The sequence below is a fragment of the Streptomyces odontomachicola genome (assembly GCF_039605595.1).
In the GTDB taxonomy this organism is placed as follows: Bacteria; Actinomycetota; Actinomycetes; order Streptomycetales; family Streptomycetaceae; genus Streptomyces.
Genome location: NZ_JBCFOK010000006.1, coordinates 216,196 through 241,783 on the forward strand (window position 1 = coordinate 216,196; position 25,588 = coordinate 241,783).

The window sequence follows — 25,588 nt, forward strand, 5'->3', positions numbered from 1 at the left end:
GGCCATATGGTGGGCCCGTTCGGACAGCGTTCGGAGAGATCGTCCACGGAGAGGAGCGGCGGTGCACCGAGTGGTCGTCGTCGACGATGAGCAGCTCGTGCGCTCCGGGCTGCGGCTGATCCTCGGCTCGGCGCCGGATGTCGAGGTGGTCGCGGAGAGCGGGGGAGCCGGCGCGGTGGAGACCGTGCTCGCGCACCGTCCCGACGTGGTGCTGCTGGACATCCGGATGCCGGACGTGGACGGCCTGACCGTGCTGCGCGGACTGCGCCGCGGACTGGGTGCCCGGCTGCCCGCCGTGGCCATGCTGACCACCTTCGACACCGACGAGTACGTGACCGAGGCGCTGCGCCTCGGCGCCGCGGGCTTCCTGCTCAAGGACGCCGACCCGGACCGGCTGGTGAGCGCGGTGCGGGTGCTGGCGGCCGGCGGCAGCACCCTCGACCCGGCGGTGGCGCCCTCGGTGTTCGACGGTTACGTCGCCTCCTCGGCGGGCTCCCAGGACGCGGTACGGGCCGTGCGCGCGCTCACCGTGCGCGAGCGCGAGGTGCTGGCCCTGCTCGGCGCCGGGCTCTCCAACTCGGGCATAGCGGAACGGCTCTGGCTCGCGCACGGAACGGTGAAGGACCACGTCAGCACGCTCCTCGCCAAGTTGGGCGGGCTGAACAGGGTGCAGGCGGCCGTGCTCGCCGAGCGCGCCGGGCTCCTCGCGCCGGGCGGCGGTGCCGGTGCCCCCGCGACCGCCGACGGCCACGACCAGTGCCCGCACGGCGCGGACGGCGGAGGCGCGGAGGGCCACGCGGCGAGGGAGCACGACGCGCACCCGCCGGAGGGGCCGAACGCGCAGGGCGGACCGAACGCGCCCGGCGGACCGAACGCGCCCGGCGGGCCACAGACACCAGGCGGGCCGCACACACCAGGCGGACCGCACCCGCCGAACGGGCCGCACCCGCAGAACGGACCGCACCCACCGGGCGAAACCCCGCGCGCAGCGCCCCGCCCCGCGAACTCCCGCCGGGGGCTGCGCTGATGGCGGGCGGGCTCACGCGGGAGCGCGCCCTCGCCGCGTACCCGGTGGAGGAGGACGACGAGGAGCATGAACCCGAAGCCGGGGGCGGACTGGCGGGCTCGGCGCGCGACCTGTCCGCGCGGCTGGCGCCGATCCTCGGCCCCGTGGCGCTCGCGGTCGCGGACGCGCTGCTGGTCAACGGCACGGTGCCGGGGCCCGAGCTGGCCGTCTCGCTGATCGCCGCCGGGGCGCTGTTCCTTCGCCGCCGCTACCCGCTCGGCGTGCTGCTGGTGACGCTGCCGGGGATGTACATCGGCTACATCTGGTTCGCGCCGATGATCGCCCTCTACACGGTGACCTGCCGCCGCCCCTCACGCCAAATCCTCGTCTGGTGCGCACTGCTGGTCGCCGCCATGCACTTCCTGCCGTATCCGATCGAGGACCTGTACGCGCAGTACGGCACCCAGCCCGCGCGCGACACCCTGCTGGACGCCGTCGACTCGGCGCTGACCACGGCGGCGCCGCTCGCCCTGGGCCTGCTGGTGCGGGCCAGGCGGGAGCTGACGGCCCGCCTGGAGGAGCTGACCCGCAGCCGCACGCGCGAGGACCGGCTGCTGGCGGGCCAGGTGCTGGCCACCGAACGCGCGCGGCTGGCGCGGGAGATGCACGACGTGGTCGCGCACCAGGTGAGCCTGATCAGCCTCCAGGCGGGGGCACTCCGGGTGAGCGGCGCCGACGAGAACGCGCGCGAGGCCGGCGGCACGATCCGCTCGCTCGCCGTGCGCACCCTGGACGAGCTGCGGCACATGGTCGGGGTGCTGCGCGCGGCAGGCGGCGACCTGGAGGAACTCACCCCGCAGCCGAGGCTCTCCGACCTGCCGCGACTGATCGAGGACAGCGCGCTGGACGCCGAACTCGACCTGCCGGACCCGCCGGAGGACCCCGGGGCGCGCAAGGACGGGCAGGAGGGGCGCGAGGACCCGGGCGGCCCGCCCTACCCCGAGGCCGTCGAGCGTGCCGCGTACCGGATCGTGCAGGAGGCGCTCACCAACGTGCGCAAGCACGCGCCGGGCGCCCGCGTACTGGTCAGGGTGCGGCCGCGGAGCACAGACAGCGCGCCGGCGCTGCGGGTGGAGGTCAGCAACTCGCGCGCGGACCGCACGGCCGTGCCGCTCGGGCTCCCCAGCGGCGGACACGGGCTCATCGGGCTGCGCGAGCGGGTCCAACTGCTGGGCGGCACCTTCGAGTCGGGGCCCACGGCCGACCACGGCTACCGGGTGAGCGCGTCGCTGCCGATCTGCCCGCGGGCGCTGTAGGCACCGCGGCCTGCGGTTTCCCGGAGCGGCCCTGCGGTTTCCCGGAGCGGCTGGGCCTGCGGTTTCCCGGGGCGGCTCGGGGCCGTTCGGCGGCTCAGCGCCGCTCGGTGTCCTTCCCCGTGAGCGTGACCGGGCGGTCCTGCTGCATCTCGGAGAAGAGCTGCCGCGCCTTGGCCTTGTCCCACACCGCGGCGCTGCCCTTGGGCGTGGGGATGCCGATGCCCGCGACCGGGACGTTGAGCTGCTTGCCGCGCCCCGAGGTGACGCTGCGCACCGCGCGGAACAGCGAAGTGAGGTCCCGCAGCCCGGTGTTCCGGTCCACGACCAGGGTGCCGAGGCCCGCGTCGAGCACCGGGTAGAGCTCCGAGGGGTTGAGCACGGTGCCGGGCGCGGCTGCCTGGTGTGCGAGCGCGGAGAGGAACTTCTGCTGGTTGCGCGAACGCCCCAGGTCGCCGTCCGACTCCTGGTGCCGCTGCCGCACGAAGGCCAGCGCCTGCTTGCCGTTCAGCGTCTGGCAGCCCTTGCGCAGGTCGGCCCCGGACTTCTCGTCCTTCACGGGGTGGTCCAGGCACATCCGTACGCCGCCGACCGCGTCCACGATGTTCACGAAGCCCGCGAAGCCGATCTCCGCGTAGTGGTCGATGTGCACGCCGGTGTTGAACTCCACGGTACGCACGAGCAGTTCGGGCCCGCCGTACGCGAACGCCGCGTTGAGCTTGTTCTTCGTGTTGCCCGTGCGCTTGCCGGTGCTGGGGCGCAGATAGCCGGGCACCGTCACCCACGAGTCGCGCGGCAGGCTGACCATGGTGGTGCCGTTGGCACCCGTGTGCAGCAGGATCATCGAGTCGGTGCGGCGCCCGCCGCCACCGCCCGCGTGCAGGTCCTTCTGGTCGCGCTCGGACAGGCCCTCACGGCTGTCCGAGCCCACGATCAGGTACGTGGTGCCCTGGCCCTCGGGCGGCCTGTGCCCGAACTTGTCCAGGTCAACGTTCCGGTCGAGCTGCGTGTCCGCCCACGCGTAGGTGCCGCCCGACACCGTCAGCGCCACGGCGAGCAGGGCCACCGCCCCGCGCCGCACCGGCCTCCGCTGCTTCTTGCGGCGCCGGTGGGGCGACTGGCGCGGTACGGAGGTGCCGTGACTGCCGTAGCCCCGGCCGCCGTACTGGGTGCGGACGGGGTACGCGTCGTCCTCGCCGGAGAAGAGGAGCTCCTGGCCGTAGACCGGAGAACGACCGTTCTCCGGCGGCTGCGCGGGCGGCTGCACAGGGGGCGGGCCGGGAGAACGGTCGTTCTCCGGTCGCCACAGAGGGCCCACCACCTGCACCGGGTCCCCGATCGCGTGGCCGGCGCGCGGGGCGCCGTTGCCGTTGCCGTTCGGGTAGTACCCGTGCCGTTGCTGCTGGTGGCTCGGATACGGGTGCTGCTGATACGGGTGCTGTGGGTACGGGTGCTGCTGCCGGTGGAACGCCTCGAACCCGTCCTCTCCCGCCCACCCGTCCTGCGGGTCCCTCATGGTCCAACTCCCCTCAGGTGCGGGGGCGCCCGCGTACGGGCGCCCGCTCATTTCGACGAAAGGCTCCGGCGCGGCCCGGTGAAGTGCTGCTGCTCCTGCTGCTGTTCGCCGAGCCGGTACTGCACGGCGCTGCCCGAGCGGCGGATGCGCTGCCACTTGAGGCGGGTGCCGAGCAGCGCGGTGACCACCGACTGGATCACCACGAGGTACAGGAGCTGCCGGTATACGAACACCTGGAGCGGCAGTGCCCACAGGGACCGCAGCCGCTCGTGGTCGAGCCGCAGCGCGTACCCCGCGGTCACCATCTGCACGGCGAGGAAGCCCAGCCACACGCCGACGGCCTGCGCCGGGTCGCGGAACAGCACCCCGTACAGCGCGAACACGTCCACGACCGGCGCGAACACCGGCAGCGCGATCTGGAACAGCGCGAGGTAGCTCAGCCCGCGGCGGCCGAAGCGGCCCGCGGGGCCCAGCTCCAGCACCGCGTGCCGGTGCTTCCACATGGACTGCAGGGTGCCGTAGCACCACCGGTAGCGCTGCTGCCACAACTCGCGCAGGCTGCCCGGCACTTCGGTCCAGGCGACGGCCGACTCCTCGTACACCACGCGCCAGCCGGCCCGCCACAGCGCCATGGTCAGGTCGGTGTCCTCGGCCAGCGTCTCGTCGCTCACGCCGCCGATGCCCATCAGCGCGTCGCGGCGGAACGCGCCGATCGCGCCCGGCACGGTCGGCATGCACTCCAGCACCTCGAACATCCGCCGGTCGAGGTTGAAGCCGAGCACGTACTCCAGGTGCTGCCACAGGCCCAGCAGCCGCCGCCGGTTGCCGACCTTGGTGTTGCCGCTGACCGCGCCGACCGCGGGGTGCGCGAGCGGCTGGATCAGCCGGTGCAGCGCGTCGGGTTCGAAGACGGTGTCCGCGTCGACCATGACGATGATGTCGTGACGGGCGTGCGCGAGACCGGTGTTGAGCGCACCCGGCTTCCCCGAGTTGGGCTGCCTGATCACCGTCACCCGCGGATCGTGGATCTGCTCGGCGAACTCGGCCGTGCGGTCGGAGGACCCGTCGTCGATCACGATGATCTGCAGGTGGGGATGGGTCGACGCGAGTAGCGAACAGACAGTGGCGGTGATCCCCGCCTCCTCGTTGTACGCGGGCACCAGCACCGTCACCGGCTGGTTGACCTCCCGCAGCCAGGGCGCGCCCGGACGGAATCTGTGCAGCCTCCGCACATGCGCCTTGGCCAGCAGCGTGATCAGCACCAGGCGCAGCACGCCGAGCGCTCCCGCGATGCCCAGCGCCCACGCCATGGCGCGCGCGAAGGCCCGGCCCACGGCCTGCGTCCAGATCAGCCCCTCGCCCTGCGCCTTCGCTGCGAGGGACACCTTGTCGGTGAGCGGCGGCCGGCGCAGCCCGCCGGTGACGGTGGTGAACCTGTCCACGTCCGGGTTGCGGAGCTGCGCCGCCGCCTCCCGGTAGCCCAGGTCGGTGTGGCTGTACTGGCGCACCACGCCGTCCCGCGACCTGGCGTACTTGTGGTTCGCCGCGACGATCAGATAGCCCTGCCCCGCGGTGCGCTGGGCCGCGTCCCATTCGGCTCCGCAGAGGGTGTCGGCCGCGGTGGTGTGCGGGAGGCGCAGCAGCCGGGTGTTGATCCCGGCGGACCCGGCGAACGCGGTCTGGGTGAGCGAGAGTTCGAGGCGCGAGCGGATCGGGGAGGCGGCGCCCAGATCGCCGCCGGTGTAGGTGTACGAGCCGATCTCATGGCCCTCGGCGCGTATCCGCTTCACCAGCCCCGGGTGGCGCGCGGCCTGCGACCCGTACAGGAAGAAGGTGGCGTGCGCCTTGTTCTTGCGCAGGAGTTGGAGGATCTTCGGGGTCCACTCGGGGTCGGGGCCCCCGTCGAAGGTCAGCGCGGCGGTGCGGGGAGGCATGCCCGCGGTCTCGATCCTGTCGCCCGCCAGACGCAGCACGGGATTGCCGTCGTCGGCCTCCTTCGGGATGGGGCTGGTGCACGCGGCCTTCCGCCGCGCCGAGTCGACCTCGTGCGTGGTCCACCCCTCGAAGAGCAGCACGGCGGTCACCACGGGGAGGACGAGGCAGAGCAGCAGCCAGTGCCCGCGCGGGGTGCGGCGCAGCGCGTGCCGGGGGCTCACCGGTCCGTGACCCCACCCGGCGCGTGGTGACCTGAGGGGGCGGGGGCGCCGGGTTCCCGGGTGACCGAATTGGCGGGGGAGCCGGTGCCGTTCTGCGTACCGGAACTGTTCTGTGTGCCCGAGCCGTTCTGTGTGCCCGAGCCGTTCTGCGTACCGGAGCCGGACTGCGTACCCGAGTCGTCGGAACCGCCGCGCCGTCCGGAACCGTCGTGCGTACCGGTGCCGGGTGAGGCGCCCGGGCCCTTCGAGGCGTCCGAGCCGGGGGAGGCGCTGCTCGTGGGGATGTGGTGGCCGGCGGGGACCTCGGAGCCGGGGTCGACGGTGCGGCCGGGCAGCGGCTCGTCGGTGCGCGGCGGATGGTTGCCGACCGGCTGCTGGAGCCCGCCCAGCACCACGGCGAACAGCATCAGATAGCCCAGGCAGGCACACCCGACCAGCACCGCCACATAGGACAGCCGACGTCTGCGCCGTCCTGAACTGTCGATGAAAACCGGGCGATTGTGCTGTTCCCGCCGCCGACCGCGTTGCCTCATGGAGTGACCTTCGCTCCTGGCCGCGATCCGGCGGATCCTTCCTGGGGCCGAGATCGCCCCCGCCGATCGGCGGGGGCGTCTCCCTCCGCGGGCTGAGCGCTTCGCTGCCTTCCCGGCCGCAAAGTGGCCACGTCAATTCCGAAACGAAGCGGCGGGAGCGTGCTGGGCGGTGCCCGCCATCTTACGGGGGATAAGCGCGAGTTCACCCTCCCTGCGGGTCTCCCTTTTTTCCTCACACCCGCTTCCCGCTCCGTTTCTTTTCCGTAACGCAGGTAACGGCGCGATGTCCCGCGCGTGTGCGTCGCCTCTTCAGGGGTGCCCCGTGACGCGGGGCATATCCGTGGCGGATGTTCTGCGGTAGGACGACAGGTGGAGACGGGGCGAGGGGAACGGCGGTTGACCACCGGCCGTCCCAGCCTCGCGACCACGGGGAACGGGGGTGTCGATGACCACGACGAAGCAGGCGAGGGGCCGGAATGATACGTGTGGCAGTGGTGGATGACGAGGAACTCGTGCGCACCAGCCTGCGGAGCGTCCTGGGCACGGCGCGGGACATGCAGCTGGTGGCGGACTGCGGAGGGGAAGCCGCCGTCCGCACCGTGCAGTCGGCCGCGCCCGACGTGGTGCTGCTGGACATCCGGATGCCCGACGTGGACGGCCTCACCGTGCTCCGCCAGCTACGGGCCAGGGACACGCCGCCGGTCGTCGCCATGCTCACCACCTTCGGCATCGACGAATATCTGGCGGGGGCGCTGCGCGCCGGCGCGGCAGGTTTCCTGCTGAAGGACACCGAGCCGGAACAGTTCCTCCAGGCCGTACGTTCTCTCGCCGCGGGCGGCAGCGTGCTGGACCCGCGCATGACGCGCACCGTCATCGGCGGCTATCTGGAGAAGGAGAGCGGCGGCAGCGAGGCGGCCGAGGTGGTGAGGGGGCTGACGCCGCGCGAGCGCGAGGTGCTGGGCCTCCTCGGACAGGGCCTGGCCAATCCGCAGATCGCGATGCGTCTCGGGGTGCGCGCGAGTACGGTCAAGGGCCATGTCGAGGCGCTGCTCGGCAAGCTGGGCGGGCTCAACCGCGTCCAGGCGGGCATCCTCGCCGACCGCGCGGGCCTGGTGCCGGACGTGACCGGGGGCCGCCGTGGCTGAACCGCGGCCCGATGCGCGGCGCCGCGGGGTCCGACGACCGGTTTCCCGCAGGGCATGGCCCAACTCCCGTACACGTGCCGTCTCTTGCGCCCCCGGGAGACAATCGCAGGCATGACCACCTCCACGGCAGTGACAAGCATTCCCGGGCCCCAGGGCCTGCCCGTAGTGGGCTCCATGCGCGAACTGCAACGCGACTCGCTCGGCGCGTTCGAGCGCGCACGCCGCGAGCACGGGGACGTGGTGCGCCTGTGGGGCGGCCCGCCGGGACTGCGGATCGTGCTGCACGGGGCGTTCTCGCCGCAGGGCGCGCAGCACGTGCTGGCCACCGAGTCCGCCAACTTCCGCAAGGACAACCCGTTCTACGGGGAGATCCGCGAATCCTTCGGCAACGGCCTGCTGACCGCGCAGGACGGCGACTACCTGCGCCAACGCCGCCTCGTACAGCCGCTGTTCACCAAGCGCAGGGTGGACGGCTACGCCGGGGCGATCGCCGCCGAGGCCGCGGCGACGGCGCGGGGCTGGCAGCGCGCGCCCGGAGGCGTCACCGACCTGGTGCCCGACATGAGCCGCCTCGCCCTGCGCACCGTCGCGCGCATCCTCTTCGGCACCGACGTGGAGGCGGCGGTCGAGGTGATCCAGCGCTGCTTCCCGGTGATCAACGACTATGTGCTGCGCCGCGGATACTCCCCGCTCAACGCGCCCCGCAGCCTGCCCCTGCCCTCCAACCTGCGCGCCGCCGCGGCGACCCGCGAGGTGTACGCGGTGTGCGACCGCATCATCGCGGAGCGCAGGGAACGCGGCGAAGAGGCCGGCGACCAGGGCGAGGACCTGCTCTCCCTCCTCGCGCGCGCCCGCGGGGAAGAGGGCGACCGCGCGCTGGACGACCGCGAGCTGCGCGACCAGGTCCTCATCTTCCTGCTCGCCGGGCACGAGACCACCGCCACCTCCATGGCCTTCACCCTCCACCTGCTCGCGCACAACCCGGAGCAGTTGCGCGCCGCCCAGGAGGAGATCGCCTCCGTACTCGGCGAACGCGCCCCGACCGCCGACGACATGGAACGCCTGCCCCACCTCACCCGTTGCCTCAAGGAAGCCATGCGGCTCTACCCGGCGGCGCCCGTCATCGGACGCCTCTCGGTCGCGGACAGCGAGATCGACGGGTTCTACATCCCCGCCGGCGCCAATGTCGTCGTGGCCCCCTGGGTCACCCACCGCCACCCCGACCTGTGGGAGAAACCGGAGGAGTTCGACCCCGACCGCTTCACGCCGGAGAAGGAGGAGGCGCGCCACCGGTACGCCTGGTTCCCCTTCGGCGGCGGCCCGCGCGCCTGCATCGGCCAGCACTTCTCCATGCTGGAGTCGGTGCTCGCGCTGGCCGTGCTGCTGCGCGAGTGGGACCTGGACCCCGTGGACCACGAGGTGCCCCTCGCCGCGGGCATCACCCTCCAGGCGACGGGACCGGCACGGGTGAAGCTGCGGCGCAGGGCTTGAGTCAGGGGCGGGCTTGAGCTGGGGCGTCTGAGGCGTACGGCTGCGCGGTCGTACGCCTGCGAAGGCCCGCGAAGGTTCGCTCGCGGTCGTACGTCTACGGCGCGAGCAACCCCTCCGCCACGGCCTCGTCGCGGATCTCGCGGTAGAGCGCGGTGAGGGTCTCGCTCACCTCGACGCGCGGGAGCTGGAGCCGGTCCAGCGCCTGCGCGTCGGCGCCGACGTCGTCCCAGCCCTGCCCGGTCAGCCGCCGCAGCAGCGCCGGATTGAGCCGGTCGACGCCGCGTACGAGGCACGCCTCCAGGGTCGAGCCCTCCTCGTACTCCCGCCACAGCGCCATGAGTTCGGGCCCGAGGCCGTTGGGGAGCGCGGCGAATCTGCTGCGCGCCGCCGCGTCCTCCACGTGCGCCTTGTCGGCTCCCGACTGCTCTCCCCAGGCCGAGGGATCGCCCGTGTCGATCTCCACCAGGTCGTGCATCAGGCACATCTTGAGCATCCGCGTGAGGTCCAGCGACCGCCCGGCCTCCCGCTCGAACTCGCCGTGCAGGATCCAGCTCACCATCGCCAGGTGCCAGGAGTGCTCGGCCACGCTCTCCCTGCGCCCCGGCACCGCGTCGTTGTGCCGCTCGACCTCGCGCAGCCGCGCCGTGAAGCGGACGAAGGCGAACAGATCCGACCGCAGCCCCTCGCCGCCCCCGCGCGCCTCCCGTGCGTCCCGCGGCTCCCGTTTCTCCTGTTCCTCCCGTTCCGGCATCCGGCCAGGCTAGCCGCGCCCGTACACCATCGTGCACACAAAGAACAGAAGTACACCGGATCGTTGCCAAGTACATCTTGTACCGGGCGAGGACGAACGGTGAAGGTGAACGACGTTCAAAAACCCCCAGCACGGCGAGGAGGCCGGCGTGGCAGACAGCCAGTCGACGGACGAGGTCGCGGAACGCGGCGACCCCGGCGGCGGAGCGCAGTGGCGGAAGATCTGGGTCGGCTCCGCGGGAAACATGGTCGAGTGGTTCGACTGGTTCGTCTACAGCAGCTTCTCCACGTACTTCGCCGCCTCCTTCTTCCCCGCCGGCGACGCCACGGCCCAGCTCATGAACACCGCGGGGATCTTCGCCGTCGGCTTCTTCATGCGCCCGGTCGGCGGCTGGCTCCTCGGCAGGGTCGGCGACCGGCGCGGCCGCAAGGCGGCGCTCACCCTGACCGTGACCCTGATGTCCGCCTCCGCGATCCTGATCGCCATCGCGCCCACCTACGGGGTGGCAGGGTACGGAGGCGCGGCCGTGCTGCTCCTCGCGCGGCTGCTCCAGGGCCTGTCCGTGGGCGGCGAGTACGCGGCCAGCGCCACCTATCTCACCGAGGCGTCGGCACCGGGCAGGCGCGGCTTCGCCTCCAGCTTCCAGTACGTGTCGATGACCGCGGGCCAGATCCTCGGCCTCGGCCTGCAGATCGTGCTCCAGCGCACGATGTCGGACGAGGCGCTGCACAGCTGGGGCTGGCGCCTCCCCTTCGTGATCGGCGCGCTCGGCGCGGCCGTCATCTTCTACCTGCGCCGCAACATGCTGGAGACCGAGGTGTACGCGGAGGACACCGACGACACCTCCGGGGACCCCGGCGACCGCGGCACCCTCGCCGCGCTGTGGCAGCACAAAAAGCAGGCCGGGCTCGTCATCGCCCTCACCATGGGCGGCACGATCGCGTACTACACCTACACGACGTACCTCACCAAGTACCTGTCCAACAGCGCCGGGCTGCCCAAGTCCACGGCCACGCTGGTCAGTTTCTGCGCCCTCATCGTCTTCGCGTGCCTCCAGCCGCTGGCCGGGGCGCTCTCCGACCGGATCGGCCGCCGCCCCCTGCTGATCACCTTCGCGATCGGCTCGACCTTCCTGACTGTGCCCATCCTGCTGCTGCTCCGCCATGTGCAGGGCTTCTGGGGCGCGTTCGGGCTGACCATGCTCGCGCTCGTCATCGTCACCGGCTACACCTCGGTCAACGCCTGTGTGAAGGCCGAGCTGTTCCCGACCGGCATCCGCGCGCTGGGTGTGGCCCTCCCGTACGCGATCGGCAACGCGGTCTTCGGCGGCTCGGCCGAGTGGGTCGCCCTCGGCTTCAAGCGGATCGGCGCGGAGACGGGCTTCGCCTGGTACGTCGCCGGATGCGCGGCGGTCTCGCTGCTCGTGTACGGGCTGATGCGGGAGACGCGCGACGCCGACCTGACGACCGTGGGGCGCGAGGAGGAGGCCCGGGAGGCGCGTGCCTCGGCCACGCCTGTCGGCCGGTAGCCCCGGGCTCTTCCGACGGTACGCAGCGCCCGTTCCCGCTCATGGCGGGGGCGGGCGCAGCGCTGTGTGTGGGGAGGTGCCTCAGGGTGTGTTCTCAGGGTGCGCTGAGGGGCGTGCTGTTCCGGCGCCCGGGTTGCCGAAAAAGCCTCTGTCGCGGCGGGGTTCGGGCGCGTAGCTTTGACCGCGTGACCAGATTTCACATCCGGTCACACAGTCAGAGAGCGCGGTCAGAGGGCGCGGTCGGAGAACGCGGCCGGCGCGATGCGCGCGATAGGGGCGCGGCACGGAGGGGGCGGGGACATGGCGGCAGTGACCACGGAGCGAGGGGAACGCATCCTGGACGCCGCGGGCGAGCTGCTGCTCGCCTGGGGACACCGGCGCGTCACCATCGACGAGATCGCGCGCCGCGCCAAGGTCGGCAAGGGCACGGTCTACCTCCACTGGAAGACCAAGGACACCCTGCTCCTCGCCGTCGTGCTGCGCGCCAAGGTGCGCAGCCAGCGCGCCCAGTTGGAGCGCATGCGCACGGGCCCCCGCGAGGTGCTGCTCAGCCGCATGCTGCGCGTCGCGTACCTCGACTTCAGCGCCGACCCGGTGCTCCGCGCCCTCTACCTGGACGACTCCGACATCCTCGGCCGGCTGAACGACCTCGCAGAGGCGGAGTTCGCCGAGCTCATGACGGAGGGCCACAGGATGCTCCGGAAACACCTGGAGCTGCTGCGCGCACACGGGGCCGTGCGCACGGACATCGACGTCGCCGACCAGCAGCACATATGCATGGCCACCCTCAGCGGCTTCCTGATGACCGAGGCACTGCGCCTCGACCGCGAGCCGGCGGGGGCCGAGCAGCGCGCCGCCGTCCTCGAGCACACGCTGCACGCCGCGCTCGAAACCCCGGACGCAGCACGGGTCATGGACGCGGCCCCGTCCGTGGCAGCCGAGATCATCGCCCTGTACGAGCACGTGACGGAGCTGTGCGTGGGCGAGATGCAACGGCAACTGCGGGACTGACGCCGACGGCCGCGGGGCTGACGGCTCGGGACCGGCGACTCCGGGCTGACGGCTCGGGACCAGCGGCTCCGGGCTGACGGCTCCGGGGACCGACGACCGCTGATGACCTCTGACCACCTCTGACGATCACCGCCGAACACCGACGACTGACCGCGCACACCGCGGAAGGAGGGACCGACCGTGTCCCAGCAACCCCCCACCGCCCTGAACCAGCACGTCGGCAAGCACCCCGGCGAGCCCAACGTCATGGAGCCCGAGCTGATCGCCGACCCCTTCGGCGGCTACGGAAGGCTGCGCGAGCAGGCGCCCCTGGTGCGCGGCCGCTTCATGGACGACACCCCGGTCTGGCTGGTGACCCGCCTGGACGAGGTCCGCGAGGTGCTGCGCGACCAGCGCTTCGTCAACACCCCGACCTCCGTCCCCGGTTACACGGGGGAGAACCCGCGCGCCCGCCTCATGGACGCCCTCGGCTTCCCTCCGGACCTGCGCCCCTACCTCCTGGGCTCCATCCTCGACATGGACCCGCCCGACCACACCCGGCTGCGGCGGCTCGTCTCCCGCGCCTTCACCGCGCGCCGCATCCGCGACCTGCGCCCGCGGGTCGAGGAGATAGCCGACGACATGCTCTCCCGGCTGCCCGCGGTCGCGGAGGCCTCGGACGACGGGTCCGTCGACCTGATCGAGCACTTCGCGTACCCGCTGCCGATCACGGTCATCTGCGAGCTCGTCGGCATCGCCGAGGCCGACCGCCCCCAGTGGCGCCGCTGGAGCAGCGACCTCATCTCGATGCAGCCCGACCGCACCAGCTCAGCGGCGACCGCGATGATCGAGCACATCCACGAGCTGATACGCGAGCGCCGCGCGTCCCTCACCGACGACCTCCTCAGCGACCTCATCCGCACACGCGACGAGGACGACGGACGGCTGAGCGACACCGAGATGGTCACCATGGTGCTCACCCTGATCCTCGCGGGGCACGAGACCACGGCCCACCTCATCGCCAACGGCACCGCCGCGCTGCTCACCCACCCCGACCAGCTCCGCCTGCTCCAGGAGGACCCGGCCGTGCTGCCGCGCGCCGTGCACGAGCTGCTGCGCTGGAGCGGCCCGGTGCACATGACGCAGCTGCGGTACGCGAAGGAGGACACCGAGATAGGAGGCACGCAGGTGCGGCGGGGCGATGTGCTCCAGGCGGTCCTGGTCTCCGCCAACTTCGACCCCCGGCACTACGACGACCCCGAGCGCCTGGACCTGACACGCCACCCGGACCACCGCGCGGAGAACCACGTGGGCTTCGGCCACGGAATGCACTACTGCCTGGGCGCGGCCCTGGCACGGCAGGAGGGCGAGGTGGCCTTCGGCAAGCTCTTCACCCACTACCCGGACCTGTCCCTGGCGGTCGCACCGCACCACCTGGACCGCGCCGAGATACCGGGAAGCTGGCGCCTCAACACCCTGCCGGTGAGGCTGAAATGAGCGACTGAGGCGGGAGCGGGGAGGGAGGGCGAGGGGGAGGGGGGAGGGCCCCCGGAAGCGGAACCCGGACCGGACCCCCCAACCCCGCCCCCCTCACCTCTCCTGGGCCGTCGGCCGGACGGTGATCTCGTTGACCGCCGCGTGGGCGGGCTGGGTGATCATGAAGGTGACGGCGCGGGCGATGTCCTCCGCGTGCAGCCAGGACTCCTGGGGCATGCCCTGGGCCACGCCGGTGCCGAAGCCGTTGTCGGCGGTCATCCCGGTGACGGTGATGCCGGGTTCGACCAGCCCGACGCGCACGTTGCGGCCGGTGACCTCCTGGCGGAGGGCCTCGCTGAAGGCGCCGACGGCGTGTTTGGTCGCCGAGTACACGCTGTTGTCCTTGCGGGCCACGCGCCCGGCGACGGAGCTGATGTTGACCAGGTCGGCGACGCCGCGGCCGCCGTGCTCGGCGGAGCGGAGCAGGTGGGGCAGCGCGGCGTGCGAAGTGTGCAGGACGGCCTTGAGGTTCAGGTCGACCATGCGGTCCCAGTCCGCCGGGTCGCTCTGCTCCACGGGGTTGCGGGCGCCGTAGCCGGCGTTGTTCACCAGCACGTCCAGGCGGCCGAAGTGGTCCACCGCCTCGGCGACCACCTGCCGCGCCCGTTCCGTGTCGCTCAGGTCGGCGGGGAGGGCGAGGGCTTCGCCGCCGGATGCGCGTACCCCGGCGGTGACTTCCTCCAGCTTCTCCGCGCTCCGCGCGACCAGCGCGAGGGAGGCGCCGCCGCGGGCGAGGTCGAGCGCGGTGGCGGCGCCGATTCCGCTGGAGGCGCCGGTCACCAGCACGGCGCAGCCCGCCAAGGGGCCCTCGCGGCCTGCCGTTCCGGGGGTGCGCGCGGGGTTCTGCTCCGTGTTCCGTTCCGCGTCCTGTGCCGTCACCTTCGGTCCTCCGTCCCTCGGTGATCGCGTGTGCTGCCGACGCCCAGTGTCGGCCGTACGTGATCTCCGCGCAGCCGTCCCGGCGTACGGATGTACGGCGCGTCGCACCGTACGGGCCGCGTCGCGGGTGAGACGGGCGCATTGCCTGGGTATGCCGGGGACGACCGAGGAGTTGGGGGCACGGGGGTGCGGGGGAACCGACGGAATGGAGGTCCATGGCGCATGCGTGTCGTCGTGATCGGATCGGGTGTCACAGGGGCAGCGGCCGCGTACGAACTGGCCCGCTCGGGGGCGCAGACCGTACTCGTGGACGCGGACTTCGCGGGGCGGGCGACGGCGGCGGGCGCGGGCATCATCTGTCCATGGAGCAGCAGGGAGACGGATCCCGACTGGCACAGGATCGCGACAGCGGGAGCCGAGTTCTATCCGGCGCTGCTCGCGGCGCTGGAGGAGGACGCCGAGGCCGCGGGTCCGGGGCCGGCTCCGGGGTCGGGGCCAGGAGGCTTCACCGTTCCCGGGCTCGCACATGGTCAGAGCGCCGGTCATGGGCCGGGGCACGGCCCGGGGATCGGGGCGGTGGCGGGGGTGGGACCGCGTTCCGCCGGGCCCGAGGGGGTGGCCGGCACCGGGTATCGCCGCGTCGGCGCGCTGCGGCTGCTGGAGGAGCACGAGGCGGACGCCGTGTTCGCGCAGACGGCGGAGCGCGCGGCGCGCTCGCCCCAGGCGGGTTCGGTCTCGCTGTGTGACGGCGCCCGCGCGCGTGCCCTGTTCCCGCCGCTCCGCCACGAGGGCCCGGTGCTGCATCTGACCGGCGCCGCGCGGGTGGACGGGCGGCTGCTCGACGCGGCGCTGCGCCGGGGCGCGGCCGGGCACGGCGCCCGTACGGTCACCGGCGACGCCACCATCGCGACCCGCGGCGACCGGGCGACGGGAGTGCGGGTCAACGGCGAACTCATCCCGGCCGACGCGGTGGTGGCCGCGGCGGGCGCCTGGTCGCCGCAGTTGCTGGGGCCGCTGGGCGTTCCGGTGCCGGTGGCGCCGCAGCGCGGCCAGATCGTGCATCTGCGGCTGCCGGGCACGGACACCTCGGACTGGCCGGTGGTCTTCCCCCGTTCCCGGCACTATCTCCTCACCTTCGACGACTCGCGGGTCGTGGTCGGCGCCACCCGCGAGGACGGCAGTGGGTTCGATCACCGGGTGACGGCGGCGGGAGTGGCCGAGGTCCTGCACGAGGCGCTCGCCGTGGCGCCGGGGCTGGCCGGGGCGACCCACGTCGAGACGCGCGTCGGCTTCCGGCCCGTGGGTCCCGACGCGCTGCCGCTGCTGGGGAGGGTGCCGCAGTACGAGGGCCTGATCGTGGCCAACGGCCTGGGTGCGTCGGGCCTGACCATCGGTCCGTACGCGGGCACCCTCGCGGCGCGGCTCGCGCTCGGCCGCGACCCGGGCATGGACCTCACCCCGTACGACCCGCTGCGCGCCTCCACGCCGGCGGCCCCCTCCCGCAGCAACGAACACCCGGCGGCACACGACATGTGAACCGGCCAGGGACGGACCAGGAACCGGCTGGGGACGGACCAGAAACGAGCCGGGGGCGACCACGAACGGGCCAGGGACGCTCACGAACGCCCCCGGCGAAGACCCGCGGACGCAAGACGCACCGCGGGCCCGAACCCCTCGGGGTCCGGGCCCGCGAACCGGCGCTCGCGCGTCGGGTGTCCGTCTCGCGGCGGCCGTCCGCAGGACGTCGGGCGGCCGCTCAGCTCAGGTGACGGCCGCTCACCTCACCTTGACGAAGAACGGCTTGGAGGGCACGCCGCCGACGACCGTGCGCAGCTCGTGCTTGCCCTTGGCGCCGAGCCGGACGCGTACGCCGTACTTGCCGCTGTGCGGCAGCCGGGCACTGATGGGCAGGGTCTCCCACTTCCCGTGGTGCTTGTGCTGCACGACCACGCGGCTGTCGGGCTTGACGTTGTGCGTCGCGCCGCTGATGCGGAAATCCTGCCAAGCCCTGACGTCGGTGCGGTGCACCCGCGCCGTGTTGGTCTTCTCGTGGGCGCCCTGCTGGCCGGCTGCCGACGGGCGCGGTCCTGGGCGGTGGTCGGCGGGGTGGTGGTCGTGGCCCGTGTTCTGGCGGGGCGGCCGGTCGTCGGCGAGGGCCGGGGCAGCGGCGGCGCCGACGAGGCTCAGCGAGAGCAGCCCGGCGGCGAGGGCGCGTGCGGTGGTGGACCTGTTCATGTGACCTTCCTGGCCTTCCTGCATGAGAGGAATGAACGGTGTGAAGCGGCAGCAGTATTGGGCCGCCCCCGTGCCCCTTCAAGGCGACACAAGTGCGGTGCGGCGCATGCACCCAACTGCCCCGCGACCACCGCCCCAACGGCAGCCCCGACCACCACCCGAGTGCCGCGCCCCGCCTGCTGAGGAGTCTGTGCTCCGCCCGCTGAGGGCCCTGCGCCCCACTTGCCGGGAGGCGCCCGCGCTCCACTCGCCGGGAGGCGCCCGCGCGCCGCGCGGAAAACCAGTGGACCCTGTGAAACCCGCCCCGGCAGGGTTGCGCGATGCCGCTTGCCTCCGCCTCCGTTCCCGTTCCCGCTGCCGTGCGCCGCGTACTGGCCCCGTACGGGCGGCTGTTCGCGCCCAAGGGGGCGGTCGCCTTCACGCTCGGCAATCTGCTGGCCCGGCTGCCGATGGGCATGTTCACCGTCTCGGCGGTGCTGATGATCTCGGCGGCCCGCGGCTCGTACGCGCTGGCCGGCGCCGTCACCGCGACGGGACTGGTGGCGACCGCGCTGGTCGCGCCGATGGTGGCGCGGCTCGTCGACCGGTACGGGCAGTCCAGGGTGGCGCTGCCCGCCGCGGCCGTGGCGGTGTGCGGCTCGCTGTCGCTGGTGGCGTGCGTGCGGTACGGCGCGCCCGACTGGACGCTCTTCGCGTCGTACGCGGCGACCGCCACCACCCCCAACACCGGCGGCATGTCCCGCGCGCGCTGGACCTACCTGCACCGCGGCGACCCCGCGGCCCGGCACACGGCGAACTCCTTCGAGCAGGCGGCCGACGAGCTGTGCTTCATGACCGGCCCGGTGCTCGCGGCGTACCTCAGCACCGCCGTTTTCCCCGAACTGGGCACCCTCACCGGCGCGTTGCTGCTGATCACCGGCATGCTGCTGTTCACGGCGCAGCGGCGTACCGAACCACCCGTGCAGCGCGCGGGCACGGGGGAGGCCGGCGCGCGCGGCACGCCCCTGCGGCTGCCCGGGATGCCTCCGCTGCTGCTGGTCTGCCTCGCCACCGGCGCCGTCTTCGGCTCGAACGAGGTGGTGACCCTCGCGTTCGCCGACGGGCAGGGCCACCGGGGCGCCTCGGGTGCGGTGCTCGCCTGCCAGGCGCTGGGCTCCGGGATCGCCGGGCTGTGCTTCGGCGCGCTGCGGCTGCGCGGGGCGCCGCACCGCAGATTCGTCCTGTGCACCGCGGCGATGACCGGGCTGTTCCTGCTCCCGCTGCTGGCCGCGGCGTCCGGCGGCGGGCTGCCGCTGCTCGCGTTCGCGCTGCTCGTCGCCGGGCTGGGTACGGCGCCGACCATGGTGACCGCGATGACCCTGGTGCAGGAGACCGTTCCGGCCGCGCGGCTCAACGAGGGCATGACCCTCGCCGTCACCGCGCTGCTCTGCGGGGTCGCGACGGGTTCCGCCGTGGGTGGCCGGGTCGCCGAGTGGGCGGACGCGGGGCCGGCCGTCTATCTGCTGCCGCCGTCGGCCGCGGCGCTGGCCGCCGTGGCGGCGCTCTCCGCCGCGGCACGGGCGGGGCGCAGGGACCTGACGGGCCGAACGGGCGCTGACGCGGCCGGAGTCGGCGCGCGGGACATGACACCGGGGTGAAGCGGTGCGCGGGGCCTCCCGTTCTGGACGGACTCGGTCCGCCTGTGCCCCCCCCCGGGGAACGGGAGGCCCCTTGGTTCCGGCCCCCCTCCCGGTGGTGCTCTCCGCCCTGTGCACCGCGGGATGGAGTGCGAACAGGGCCGGAGCACGAACACCGTCTCAAGCCGGAACCGGGGCAGTCTCTACCCGTGGTCCCGCCGTCTACACGGCACATTCACATTTCAAGCACTCCATGGTCCCGGACCGGTCACTTCCGGTCATCCTGATCACCCGACCCCGCTTGTCCGGGTTTAGGAGCGCCTCTCCCGTACCACCCCCGTCCCGGCAGGCACGCGCGCCGGTGCGGCCGGATCATTCAAGCCGGCGGCCGTGGCCGACTCCGCGCTGGTCGGGCGTGATCCGGCCGCATGGCGCGCAGCATGGCTCATTTGGTGGTGACGCGTACGTGGTCGACCACGAGCTGCGCGGGGAAACGGGTGTTGCCGTCGGGGTCGCCGGGCCAGTCGCCGCCGACCGCGAGGTTGAGGATCAGGTAGAAGGGCTTGTTGAACACCCACTGCTTGCCGTTGACGTCGGCCGGCGTGCGGCGCTGGTACTCCTTGTCGTCGACCGACCAACTCACCGCGTCGGGCGACCAGTCGACGGCGAAGGTGTGGAAGGCGTCGGCGTACTTCTCGCCGTTCGGCAGCTTGTGCTCGGCGCCGATGCCGCCCTCGCCGGAGTAGCCGGGGCCGTGCAGGGTGCCGTGCACGCTGGAGGGCTCCTTGCCGACGTTCTCCATGACGTCGATCTCCCCGGAGGCGGGCCATCCCACCTGCCCGAAGTCGTCGCCGAGCATCCAGAAGGCGGGCCACATGCCCTGCCCCTGCGGGATCTTCATGCGGGCCTCGACGTGCCCGTACTTCGCCGCGTACTTGCCCGAGGTGTTCAGCCGCGCCGAGGTGTACTCGCAACGGCCGTACCAGCAGTTCTTGTTGTCCGGATTCTCCTTGCGCGCCGTGATGACGAGGTGGCCCTTGCCGTCGAGCGCCGCGTTCTTGTTGCCGGGCGTGTAGTACTGCCGTTCATGGTTGTTGACGTTGTCGCCGGTCTCGTTCTGCCACTTCGCGCCGTCGGGCGCCGAGCCCTCGGGCCCGTCGAAGTTGTCGGTGAACGACTCGCCGGCCGCGGGCTTCTCCGCGCCGGCGCCCGCGTCGGTGCGAGGCGCGGGCGAGGGCGCGCCCTGCGCCGGTACGAGGGCGAGCGCGGGCGCCGCGACCAGCGCGGACAGGGCGCAGACGAGCGCGCGTTTGGCTGGGCGGTTCAAGCGTGGGGGGTTCATGACGCTCCCTTGAGTTCCTTGTGAGGCAGGGGAGTTCGCGTTCGCCGAGATTCAAGAACTGAAGCGAAACACTGTCAAGGGATTGGTCCGGACCAGATTTTCGGGGGCTTGTCGTTGAGCCTTGAAGGCGGGACGCCGGAATCAGATACGGCGACCCGAGTACGGACATTGAGCGCTCTCTCCTGGGAAATCCGCTCACGGTCGCGCCGTGATCTACGGTGTACATGGCTGTTGCCCTGCGGCAACGCGGCGGGGATGGGATGGCACATGTCGCAGGGCCGGACGCCGCGGACTCCGGCCCTCCGGCGGTGAACACACCCCCCTTTGAGAATCGGAGAACTGACATGGAGCTCGTCCACGGTCTTCTGGGCACGGTCGGCGACCTGCTGGGCACCGTCACCGGACTGCTCGGGCTGTGAGCCCGCCTCCGGCCTGACCCGCCGGAGCCCGCGTACGACGCCCCGTCCCGGGTGGTGGAGCACCGGGGGCGGGGCGCCGCTGTGCGTGGCTACGGGTGCGCGCCCGGCCGAGCGTCGAACTCGGCGCGCTCCCAGGCGCGTCGGAGCTGGGCGCGCAGCAGTGGCAGGGGGCTGTCGTCGCCGTGGTAGAGGCGGTCCGCGAGGCGTACGAGGGTGTCGGCGCGGCTCAGCGCGATGCCGCGGGCGCGGGTCCCGGGACCGTAACCGGTCGGCGCGGCCACCCGGCAGGCCGCCCGCGCGCCCACCGAGATCGCCAGTCCCGCGAGGTCCTCGGCGGGATCGCCGAGCGCGGCGTCGGTCCAGTCGAGTACGCCGGTGAGCTCGCCGTCCTCGTCGAGGAGCAGGTGCTCGCCCTTGAGGTCGTTGTGGAGGAGCACGCCGGGTGCGCGCTCCGTGGTGGCGTACACGGCCTCGTGCGGGAAAGGCCGCGCGGGCAGCGGGTGAGCGGACTCGGCCACGGGGCCCAACTCGCCATCTGCGCCCAGGCGTTGAGCCGCCTTCGCTGCCCTCTCCCACTCCGCCGCCGGATCGCGGGGCTCCGCGACGGGCACGCCCAGCGCCTCGGCCTCCCGTGCGGGGAAGGCGCGCAGCGCGAGGAGCAGCGAGGCCAGTTGGGCCTCGCCGGTGGGGGAGGTCGTGCGCCGCTCTGCGGACGCGCCGGTCAGCCGGGTGTCGAGGGTGTAGGCGAGGCCCGGGTGCCACTCACCCGCGGCGGCGCTCGAGGCCACCGAACTCACCCGTGGGGCGAGGGCGTTGCGCAGCCCCACCTCCGTCCGCTGCCGCCGCGAGGTGCCGGCGTCGAGCGCCAGCCGGGCCACATGCCGCGCACCGGCCAGCCACGTCGAGTGCTCGCCTCCCTCGGCGACGGGACGCACCTCCGCCTCCTGGAGACCGGGCAGTACGGGCAGCAGGAGGCGGTGAACGGTGCGGGACGTGGGCGGGGCGGGGTGCACGGAGGGTTCCTCTCGGAGGTCGGTGTTCGGGAGTTGGCGCGGCGGACGCGGGCGGATCCTCGCAAACGCCCCCTCCCCGCGCCTCCGGGTTTTCCCGCCGCACCACCGGCCAAAGGGCGCCGCACCACCGGCCACCCCCCCCGCACCATGGACGCGAGCGCACGCGCTTGCTGTGATCGGAGGATGAGCGATCGCCTGCTGGCCGGGTTCGACCGGCGCACCGTGGACGCCGACGGCGTACGGATCAACGTCCGCACGGCGGGGGAGGGGCCGCCCCTCCTGCTGCTGCACGGCTATCCGCAGACCCATCTGATCTGGCACCGCGTCGCGCCCGAGCTGACGGACTCCCACACCGTCGTCCTCGCCGACCTGCGCGGATACGGAGACAGCGACAAGCCGCCCTCCGACGACGAGCACACCCCGTACAGCAAGCGCGCCATGGCGCACGACCAGGTGCTGGTGATGCGGGAGCTGGGCTTCGAGCGCTTCGCCGTCGCCGGGCACGACCGGGGCGGCCGCGTCGCGCACCGGCTCGCACTCGACCACCCCGGGGCGGTGTCCGCGCTGGCCGTGCTGGACATCGTGCCCACCCTGCACACCTTCCAGAACGCGGACGCCGGCTTCGGCCTCGGCTACTACCACTGGTACTTCCTGGCCGCGGGCGACGGGATCCCCGAGCATCTGATCGGCAAGGACCCGGAGTTCTGGGTGCGCACCCGGATGAACGCGCGGCACCACGGCGGTTCGCCCTTCGACCCGGAGGCGATGGACGCCTACGTCCGCTGCTTCTCCGACCCGGCCGCGATCCACGCCTCGTGCGAGGACTACCGCGCCGCCGCCTCCGTCGACCTCGTGCACGACGAGGCCGACGCCGCGGCCGGCCGCCGGATCACCGCGCCGCTGCTCGCGCTCTGGGGCGAGCACGGCTTCGTCGGCCGCCACTACGACGTGCCGGGCGTCTGGAGCCGGTACGCGGAGGACGTACGGGGAGCGGCCGCGCTGCCCAGCGATCACTACGTACCGGAGGAGGCGCCCGAGGAGACGGTGCGCGAGCTGCGGAAGTTCCTCGGCGGGACGGAGGCGGCCGGCGCGGCGACGCCCTGAACGGGCCGTCACACGCGGCCCGTCGACCCCCGTTCCGCGGGTGTGCTTTCACCCCGCGTCCGCCCTGTCCGGGCGCGGCGAAGCGGCGTAGCGTGGGGGCGTACCCGCGGTGCCCTGCCCGCCTCTGCGCCCGGACCCCGCGCACCGCCGCGGTGAAGGGAGCCGTTCCGCCACGGCAGGACCCGGACGATGACATCCGAACGCGAACTGCGCGTCGCCGAAGCCGTCGTCGACCTCGGCCACCGGCCGCCCGGCTTCGACCCGCTGGAACTGCTGCACGACCTGACCGCGCACCTCTCGGCCCTGCTCCCGGTGCGCTCCGCCGGCGTCACGACCGCCGCAGGGAGCGGCGAGGTCGCCTATCTGACCGCGTCCGACGAGCCCTGCCGGCGGCTCGAACAGGACCAGATCGACCTCGACGAGGGCCCCTGTCTGGACAGCGCGCGCAACCGTGAACCGCTGCCGCTCACCGACCTGACGGACGGTTCGGGCGCGGCGGCGCGCTGGCCCCGCTTCGTGCCCCGCGCCCGCGCCGCCGGCATCACGGCCGTGGCCGCCGTGATGCTGGAGACCCCGCCCCTCAGCCTGGGCGCGGCCAACCTCCTGATGTCCGGGCCCCCTTACGTGGACGACCGTGATCTGCGTCTGGCGCGCACCCTGACCAGGGCCACGGCGCTGGCGTTCGCGCACCGGCAGGAGCGGAACGGGAGGGACGGCGTGGCCGGGCAGCTGCAGGCGGCGCTGGACGCGCGGCTCGTCGTCGAACAGGCCAAGGGCGTGCTCGCCGCGCTCCTCGGCGTCGGCATGGACGAGGCGTTCACGCTGCTGCGCGGCCACGCGCGCCTCCGCGGGCAGCGGCTGACCGACCTCGCCACCCGTATCGCGCGGGGCGACATCCCCGCCGCGCTCGGAGGAGAGCGCTGATGAACACGCCGCTGAACACGCAGAACCGGCCGCCGCCCGTCTGGCCGCCGCCGGCGAGGCCGCCCACGAGCCGGCCACCTCCGACCGGCCCGACCCCGACCGAGCCGCCCCCCGCGAGGCGACCGCCGCCCCGTCCGCCGCCCACCTGGCCGGCCGCCCGACCGCCGGCCGCCCGACCGCCGGCCGCCCGACCGCCGGCCGCCCGACCGCCGGCCGCCCGACCGCCGGCCGCCCGACCGCCGGCCGCCCGACCGCCGAGCGGGCCTCCGCCCCGCCAGGAAGGCGGTCTCCCATGCCCGGAGAGGAACTGACCACCGCGCTCATCCGCCTGCGCCGCGCGGCCCACCAGGGGCGGGACCTCACCGCCGCCTCGGCCGCCGCCCTCGCTCCGCTGCTGGGCCTGGACTCGCTCACCCTGAGCATGCTCACCGCGCGCGGCGAGCCCGAACTGGTGTGGACCGACCCGGAGGACGCCCTCGGGCCCGCGCTGGAGGACCTGCAGTACACCCTCGGCGAAGGGCCGACCGTCGAGGCGGCGCGCACCGGCCGCACCGTCACCGCACCCGACCTGACCTCGACGCCCGTGCGCTGGCCCGTACTCGGGCCCGCCGCGCAGGCCACCCCGGCGCGCGCCGCGGTGGCCGTGCCGCTGCGCCTGGGGGCGGTCACCGTGGGCGTGCTCACCGGATACCGCACCATCCCCGCGCCCTTCGCGCCCGACCACCTGTACGGGATGCACGCCCTCGCCCACATCGCGCTGGACCTGCTCCTGCACACCCCAGTCGCCACCCTCACCGCCGCCGGGCCCTCGCTGCCCGACTCGTCCCTGGACCTGCACCGCGCCGAGGTCCACCAGGCCACCGGCATGCTCACCGTGCAGCTCGGGCTCTCGCTCGACCGGGCGCTGCTGTATCTGCGGGTGTACGCCTTCACCCACGACCGGCCGCTGCGCGAGGTCGCGCACGAGATCGTCACCGGCCGCCTCCGCCTGGACCCGCCGTGAGAGGGGGAACGGGAAGCCCGCGGCAGCCAACCCGGATCATTGCGCGCGTACGGTATGAACCACCCGGTAACTCGCTAGCGTGACACCTCGGACACACGATGCCCGGGCAGAGCACGGCGCCCCGGGACACGACACCTCAGGCAGGGCACGACACCTCTGGCAGAGAAGGAGCACGCATCATGGCCGGTTTCGCCGCGGGCACGCCGTGTTGGATGGACGCCATGTTCACCGACCTGGAGGGCGCCAAGTCCTTCTACGGCGACGTACTGGGCTGGACCTTCGGGGAGAGCGCGAGCGAGTACGGGAACTACACCGAGGCGTACCGGGACGGCCAGGCCGTGGCCGCCGTGGTCCCGCCCATGCCGGGGCAGGAGAGCCAGTCCGCCTGGTGCCTCTACTTCGCCTCGCCGGACGCCGAGGCCACGGCGGCCGCGGTCACCGGGAACGGCGGCGAGATCGTGATGGGACCCATGCGGGTCGGCGACTTCGGCACCATGCTGCTGGCCCGCGACCCCGGCGGCGTCCTCTTCGGCGTGTGGCAGGCGGGCACCCACGAGGGCTTCTCGGCGAGTGGGGCCCCGGGCGCCTTCGCCTGGGCCGAGGTCTGCACCCGCGACCCCGAGGCCAGCGACCGCTTCTTCGGCTCCCTCTTCTCCTACCGCGTCCGGCGCATGGCGGGCGGCGAGATGGACTACGCGACCTTCGCCCTGGGCGAGGAACCCCTGCTCGGACGGATGGACATGCGCGGCCAAGTGCCGGACGAGGTCGCCCCGTTCATCAACGTCTACTTCGCCGTCGAGGACTGCGACGACGCCGTGGCCAGGGCCGTGAAGCACGGCGCGAAGATCACCATGCAGCCCGCCGACACGCCGTTCGGCCGCGTCGCCGCGCTCATCGACCCGCAGGGCGCCGCGTGCTCCCTGGTCAACCCGGCCGCGGCCAAGGGCGAGATGCCGGAGTGGTCGGATGCGTGAGGGGCGGCCGGTCGCGTGAGGGGCGGCCGGTCGCGTAAGGGGCGGTCGGTTGCGTGAGGCATGAGGAGTGAGCCGGGGTCCCGCGGTGCCGGTATCGGCGCTGGCCCCGGCTCA

Annotated in this window: 21 protein-coding genes; 13 read left to right on the top strand and 8 right to left on the bottom strand. The window is 73.2% G+C overall.

Features of this window, described 5'->3' with window-relative positions:
• Window positions 1–61 precede the first annotated feature (61 nt).
• Together ABEE00_RS13365 and ABEE00_RS13370 are read left to right on the top strand one after the other, a co-directional pair.
• Entirely contained in the window at window positions 62–1,027 is a 966-nt protein-coding gene (locus ABEE00_RS13365; protein ID WP_345745627.1) for a response regulator transcription factor, read from the top strand.
• Window positions 1,027–2,322 carry a sensor histidine kinase gene (locus ABEE00_RS13370; RefSeq protein ID WP_345745628.1) on the top strand — a complete coding sequence of 432 codons (1,296 nt, stop codon included), beginning with the start codon at window positions 1,027–1,029 and terminating at the stop codon, window positions 2,320–2,322. The genes ABEE00_RS13365 and ABEE00_RS13370 overlap by 1 nt, the downstream gene beginning before the upstream one ends.
• A 94-nt stretch (window positions 2,323–2,416) precedes the next feature.
• Here the strand turns inward: ABEE00_RS13370 and ABEE00_RS13375 are convergent, their stop codons facing one another.
• The 3 genes from ABEE00_RS13375 to ABEE00_RS13385 are packed head-to-tail and all read right to left on the bottom strand — an operon-like array spanning window position 2,417 to window position 6,524.
• On the bottom strand, window positions 2,417–3,835 hold the full coding sequence (locus ABEE00_RS13375) for an LCP family protein (protein WP_345745629.1): 1,419 nt from the start codon (window positions 3,833–3,835) through the stop codon (window positions 2,417–2,419).
• A 47-nt stretch (window positions 3,836–3,882) separates the two neighbouring features.
• Entirely contained in the window at window positions 3,883–5,991 is a 2,109-nt protein-coding gene (locus tag ABEE00_RS13380; protein ID WP_345745630.1) for a bifunctional polysaccharide deacetylase/glycosyltransferase family 2 protein, read from the bottom strand.
• Window positions 5,988–6,524, bottom strand: a complete 537-nt coding sequence (locus tag ABEE00_RS13385; protein WP_345745631.1) for a hypothetical protein — start codon at window positions 6,522–6,524, stop codon at window positions 5,988–5,990. Before ABEE00_RS13385 ends, ABEE00_RS13380 begins: the two co-directional genes overlap by 4 nt.
• Window positions 6,525–7,000: 476 nt before the next feature.
• On the opposite strand from ABEE00_RS13385, the gene ABEE00_RS13390 reads away from it, so the two are divergent.
• Together ABEE00_RS13390 and ABEE00_RS13395 are read left to right on the top strand one after the other, a co-directional pair.
• The gene (locus tag ABEE00_RS13390) at window positions 7,001–7,669 is read left to right on the top strand and encodes a response regulator transcription factor (RefSeq protein WP_345745632.1); all 669 of its coding nucleotides are present in this window, start codon (window positions 7,001–7,003) and stop codon (window positions 7,667–7,669) included.
• A 111-nt stretch (window positions 7,670–7,780) separates the two neighbouring features.
• Window positions 7,781–9,160, top strand: coding sequence for a cytochrome P450 (locus tag ABEE00_RS13395; protein WP_345745633.1), 1,380 nt, complete (start codon window positions 7,781–7,783; stop codon window positions 9,158–9,160).
• 94 nt (window positions 9,161–9,254) lie between these two features.
• Here ABEE00_RS13395 and ABEE00_RS13400 read toward each other — a convergent pair whose 3' ends face one another.
• Window positions 9,255–9,911: an HD domain-containing protein gene (locus ABEE00_RS13400; protein ID WP_345745634.1), complete on the bottom strand. Its 657-nt coding sequence runs from the start codon at window positions 9,909–9,911 to the stop codon at window positions 9,255–9,257.
• 244 nt (window positions 9,912–10,155) lie between these two features.
• On the opposite strand from ABEE00_RS13400, the gene ABEE00_RS13405 reads away from it, so the two are divergent.
• The 3 genes from ABEE00_RS13405 to ABEE00_RS13415 all read left to right on the top strand — a co-directional run bounded on the left by ABEE00_RS13405 (window position 10,156) and on the right by ABEE00_RS13415 (window position 13,926).
• Window positions 10,156–11,439, top strand: a complete 1,284-nt coding sequence (locus tag ABEE00_RS13405) for an MFS transporter (protein ID WP_345745859.1) — start codon at window positions 10,156–10,158, stop codon at window positions 11,437–11,439.
• A gap of 300 nt (window positions 11,440–11,739) precedes the next feature.
• Window positions 11,740–12,450, top strand: a complete 711-nt coding sequence (locus ABEE00_RS13410) for a TetR/AcrR family transcriptional regulator (protein ID WP_345745635.1) — start codon at window positions 11,740–11,742, stop codon at window positions 12,448–12,450.
• Window positions 12,451–12,630: 180 nt separating this feature from the next.
• Entirely contained in the window at window positions 12,631–13,926 is a 1,296-nt protein-coding gene (locus tag ABEE00_RS13415; protein WP_345745636.1) for a cytochrome P450 family protein, read from the top strand.
• 93 nt (window positions 13,927–14,019) lie between these two features.
• Here the strand turns inward: ABEE00_RS13415 and ABEE00_RS13420 are convergent, their stop codons facing one another.
• Window positions 14,020–14,844, bottom strand: coding sequence for an SDR family oxidoreductase (locus tag ABEE00_RS13420; RefSeq protein WP_451918566.1), 825 nt, complete (start codon window positions 14,842–14,844; stop codon window positions 14,020–14,022).
• A gap of 222 nt (window positions 14,845–15,066) precedes the next feature.
• On the opposite strand from ABEE00_RS13420, the gene ABEE00_RS13425 reads away from it, so the two are divergent.
• A complete protein-coding gene (locus ABEE00_RS13425) occupies window positions 15,067–16,380 on the top strand; it encodes an NAD(P)/FAD-dependent oxidoreductase (protein WP_345745637.1) in 1,314 nt (437 codons plus the stop codon).
• 240 nt (window positions 16,381–16,620) lie between these two features.
• Here the strand turns inward: ABEE00_RS13425 and ABEE00_RS13430 are convergent, their stop codons facing one another.
• Window positions 16,621–17,079 carry a hypothetical protein gene (locus ABEE00_RS13430; RefSeq protein ID WP_345745638.1) on the bottom strand — a complete coding sequence of 153 codons (459 nt, stop codon included), beginning with the start codon at window positions 17,077–17,079 and terminating at the stop codon, window positions 16,621–16,623.
• Between the two features lie 320 nt (window positions 17,080–17,399).
• On the opposite strand from ABEE00_RS13430, the gene ABEE00_RS13435 reads away from it, so the two are divergent.
• Window positions 17,400–18,716: an MFS transporter gene (locus tag ABEE00_RS13435; protein ID WP_345745639.1), complete on the top strand. Its 1,317-nt coding sequence runs from the start codon at window positions 17,400–17,402 to the stop codon at window positions 18,714–18,716.
• A gap of 424 nt (window positions 18,717–19,140) precedes the next feature.
• On the opposite strand, the gene ABEE00_RS13440 is transcribed toward ABEE00_RS13435, so the two are convergent.
• Together ABEE00_RS13440 and ABEE00_RS13445 are read right to left on the bottom strand one after the other, a co-directional pair.
• Complete coding sequence (locus ABEE00_RS13440; protein WP_345745640.1) at window positions 19,141–20,037, bottom strand: glycoside hydrolase family 16 protein; 897 nt, start codon at window positions 20,035–20,037, stop codon at window positions 19,141–19,143.
• Between the two features lie 508 nt (window positions 20,038–20,545).
• Window positions 20,546–21,469, bottom strand: coding sequence for an aminoglycoside phosphotransferase family protein (locus ABEE00_RS13445; protein WP_345745641.1), 924 nt, complete (start codon window positions 21,467–21,469; stop codon window positions 20,546–20,548).
• Window positions 21,470–21,652: 183 nt separating this feature from the next.
• Here ABEE00_RS13445 and ABEE00_RS13450 point away from each other — a divergent pair, with 183 nt between their 5' ends.
• The 4 genes from ABEE00_RS13450 to ABEE00_RS13465 all read left to right on the top strand — a co-directional run bounded on the left by ABEE00_RS13450 (window position 21,653) and on the right by ABEE00_RS13465 (window position 25,474).
• A complete protein-coding gene (locus tag ABEE00_RS13450) occupies window positions 21,653–22,573 on the top strand; it encodes an alpha/beta fold hydrolase (protein ID WP_345745642.1) in 921 nt (306 codons plus the stop codon).
• Between the two features lie 189 nt (window positions 22,574–22,762).
• Window positions 22,763–23,497 (top strand): ANTAR domain-containing protein, encoded by a 735-nt coding sequence (locus tag ABEE00_RS13455; RefSeq protein ID WP_345745643.1) that lies wholly within the window; start codon window positions 22,763–22,765, stop codon window positions 23,495–23,497.
• 292 nt (window positions 23,498–23,789) lie between these two features.
• Window positions 23,790–24,500, top strand: coding sequence for a GAF and ANTAR domain-containing protein (locus ABEE00_RS13460; RefSeq protein ID WP_345745644.1), 711 nt, complete (start codon window positions 23,790–23,792; stop codon window positions 24,498–24,500).
• A 179-nt stretch (window positions 24,501–24,679) separates the two neighbouring features.
• The gene (locus ABEE00_RS13465; protein WP_345745645.1) at window positions 24,680–25,474 is read left to right on the top strand and encodes a VOC family protein; all 795 of its coding nucleotides are present in this window, start codon (window positions 24,680–24,682) and stop codon (window positions 25,472–25,474) included.
• Window positions 25,475–25,588: the final 114 nt, after the last annotated feature.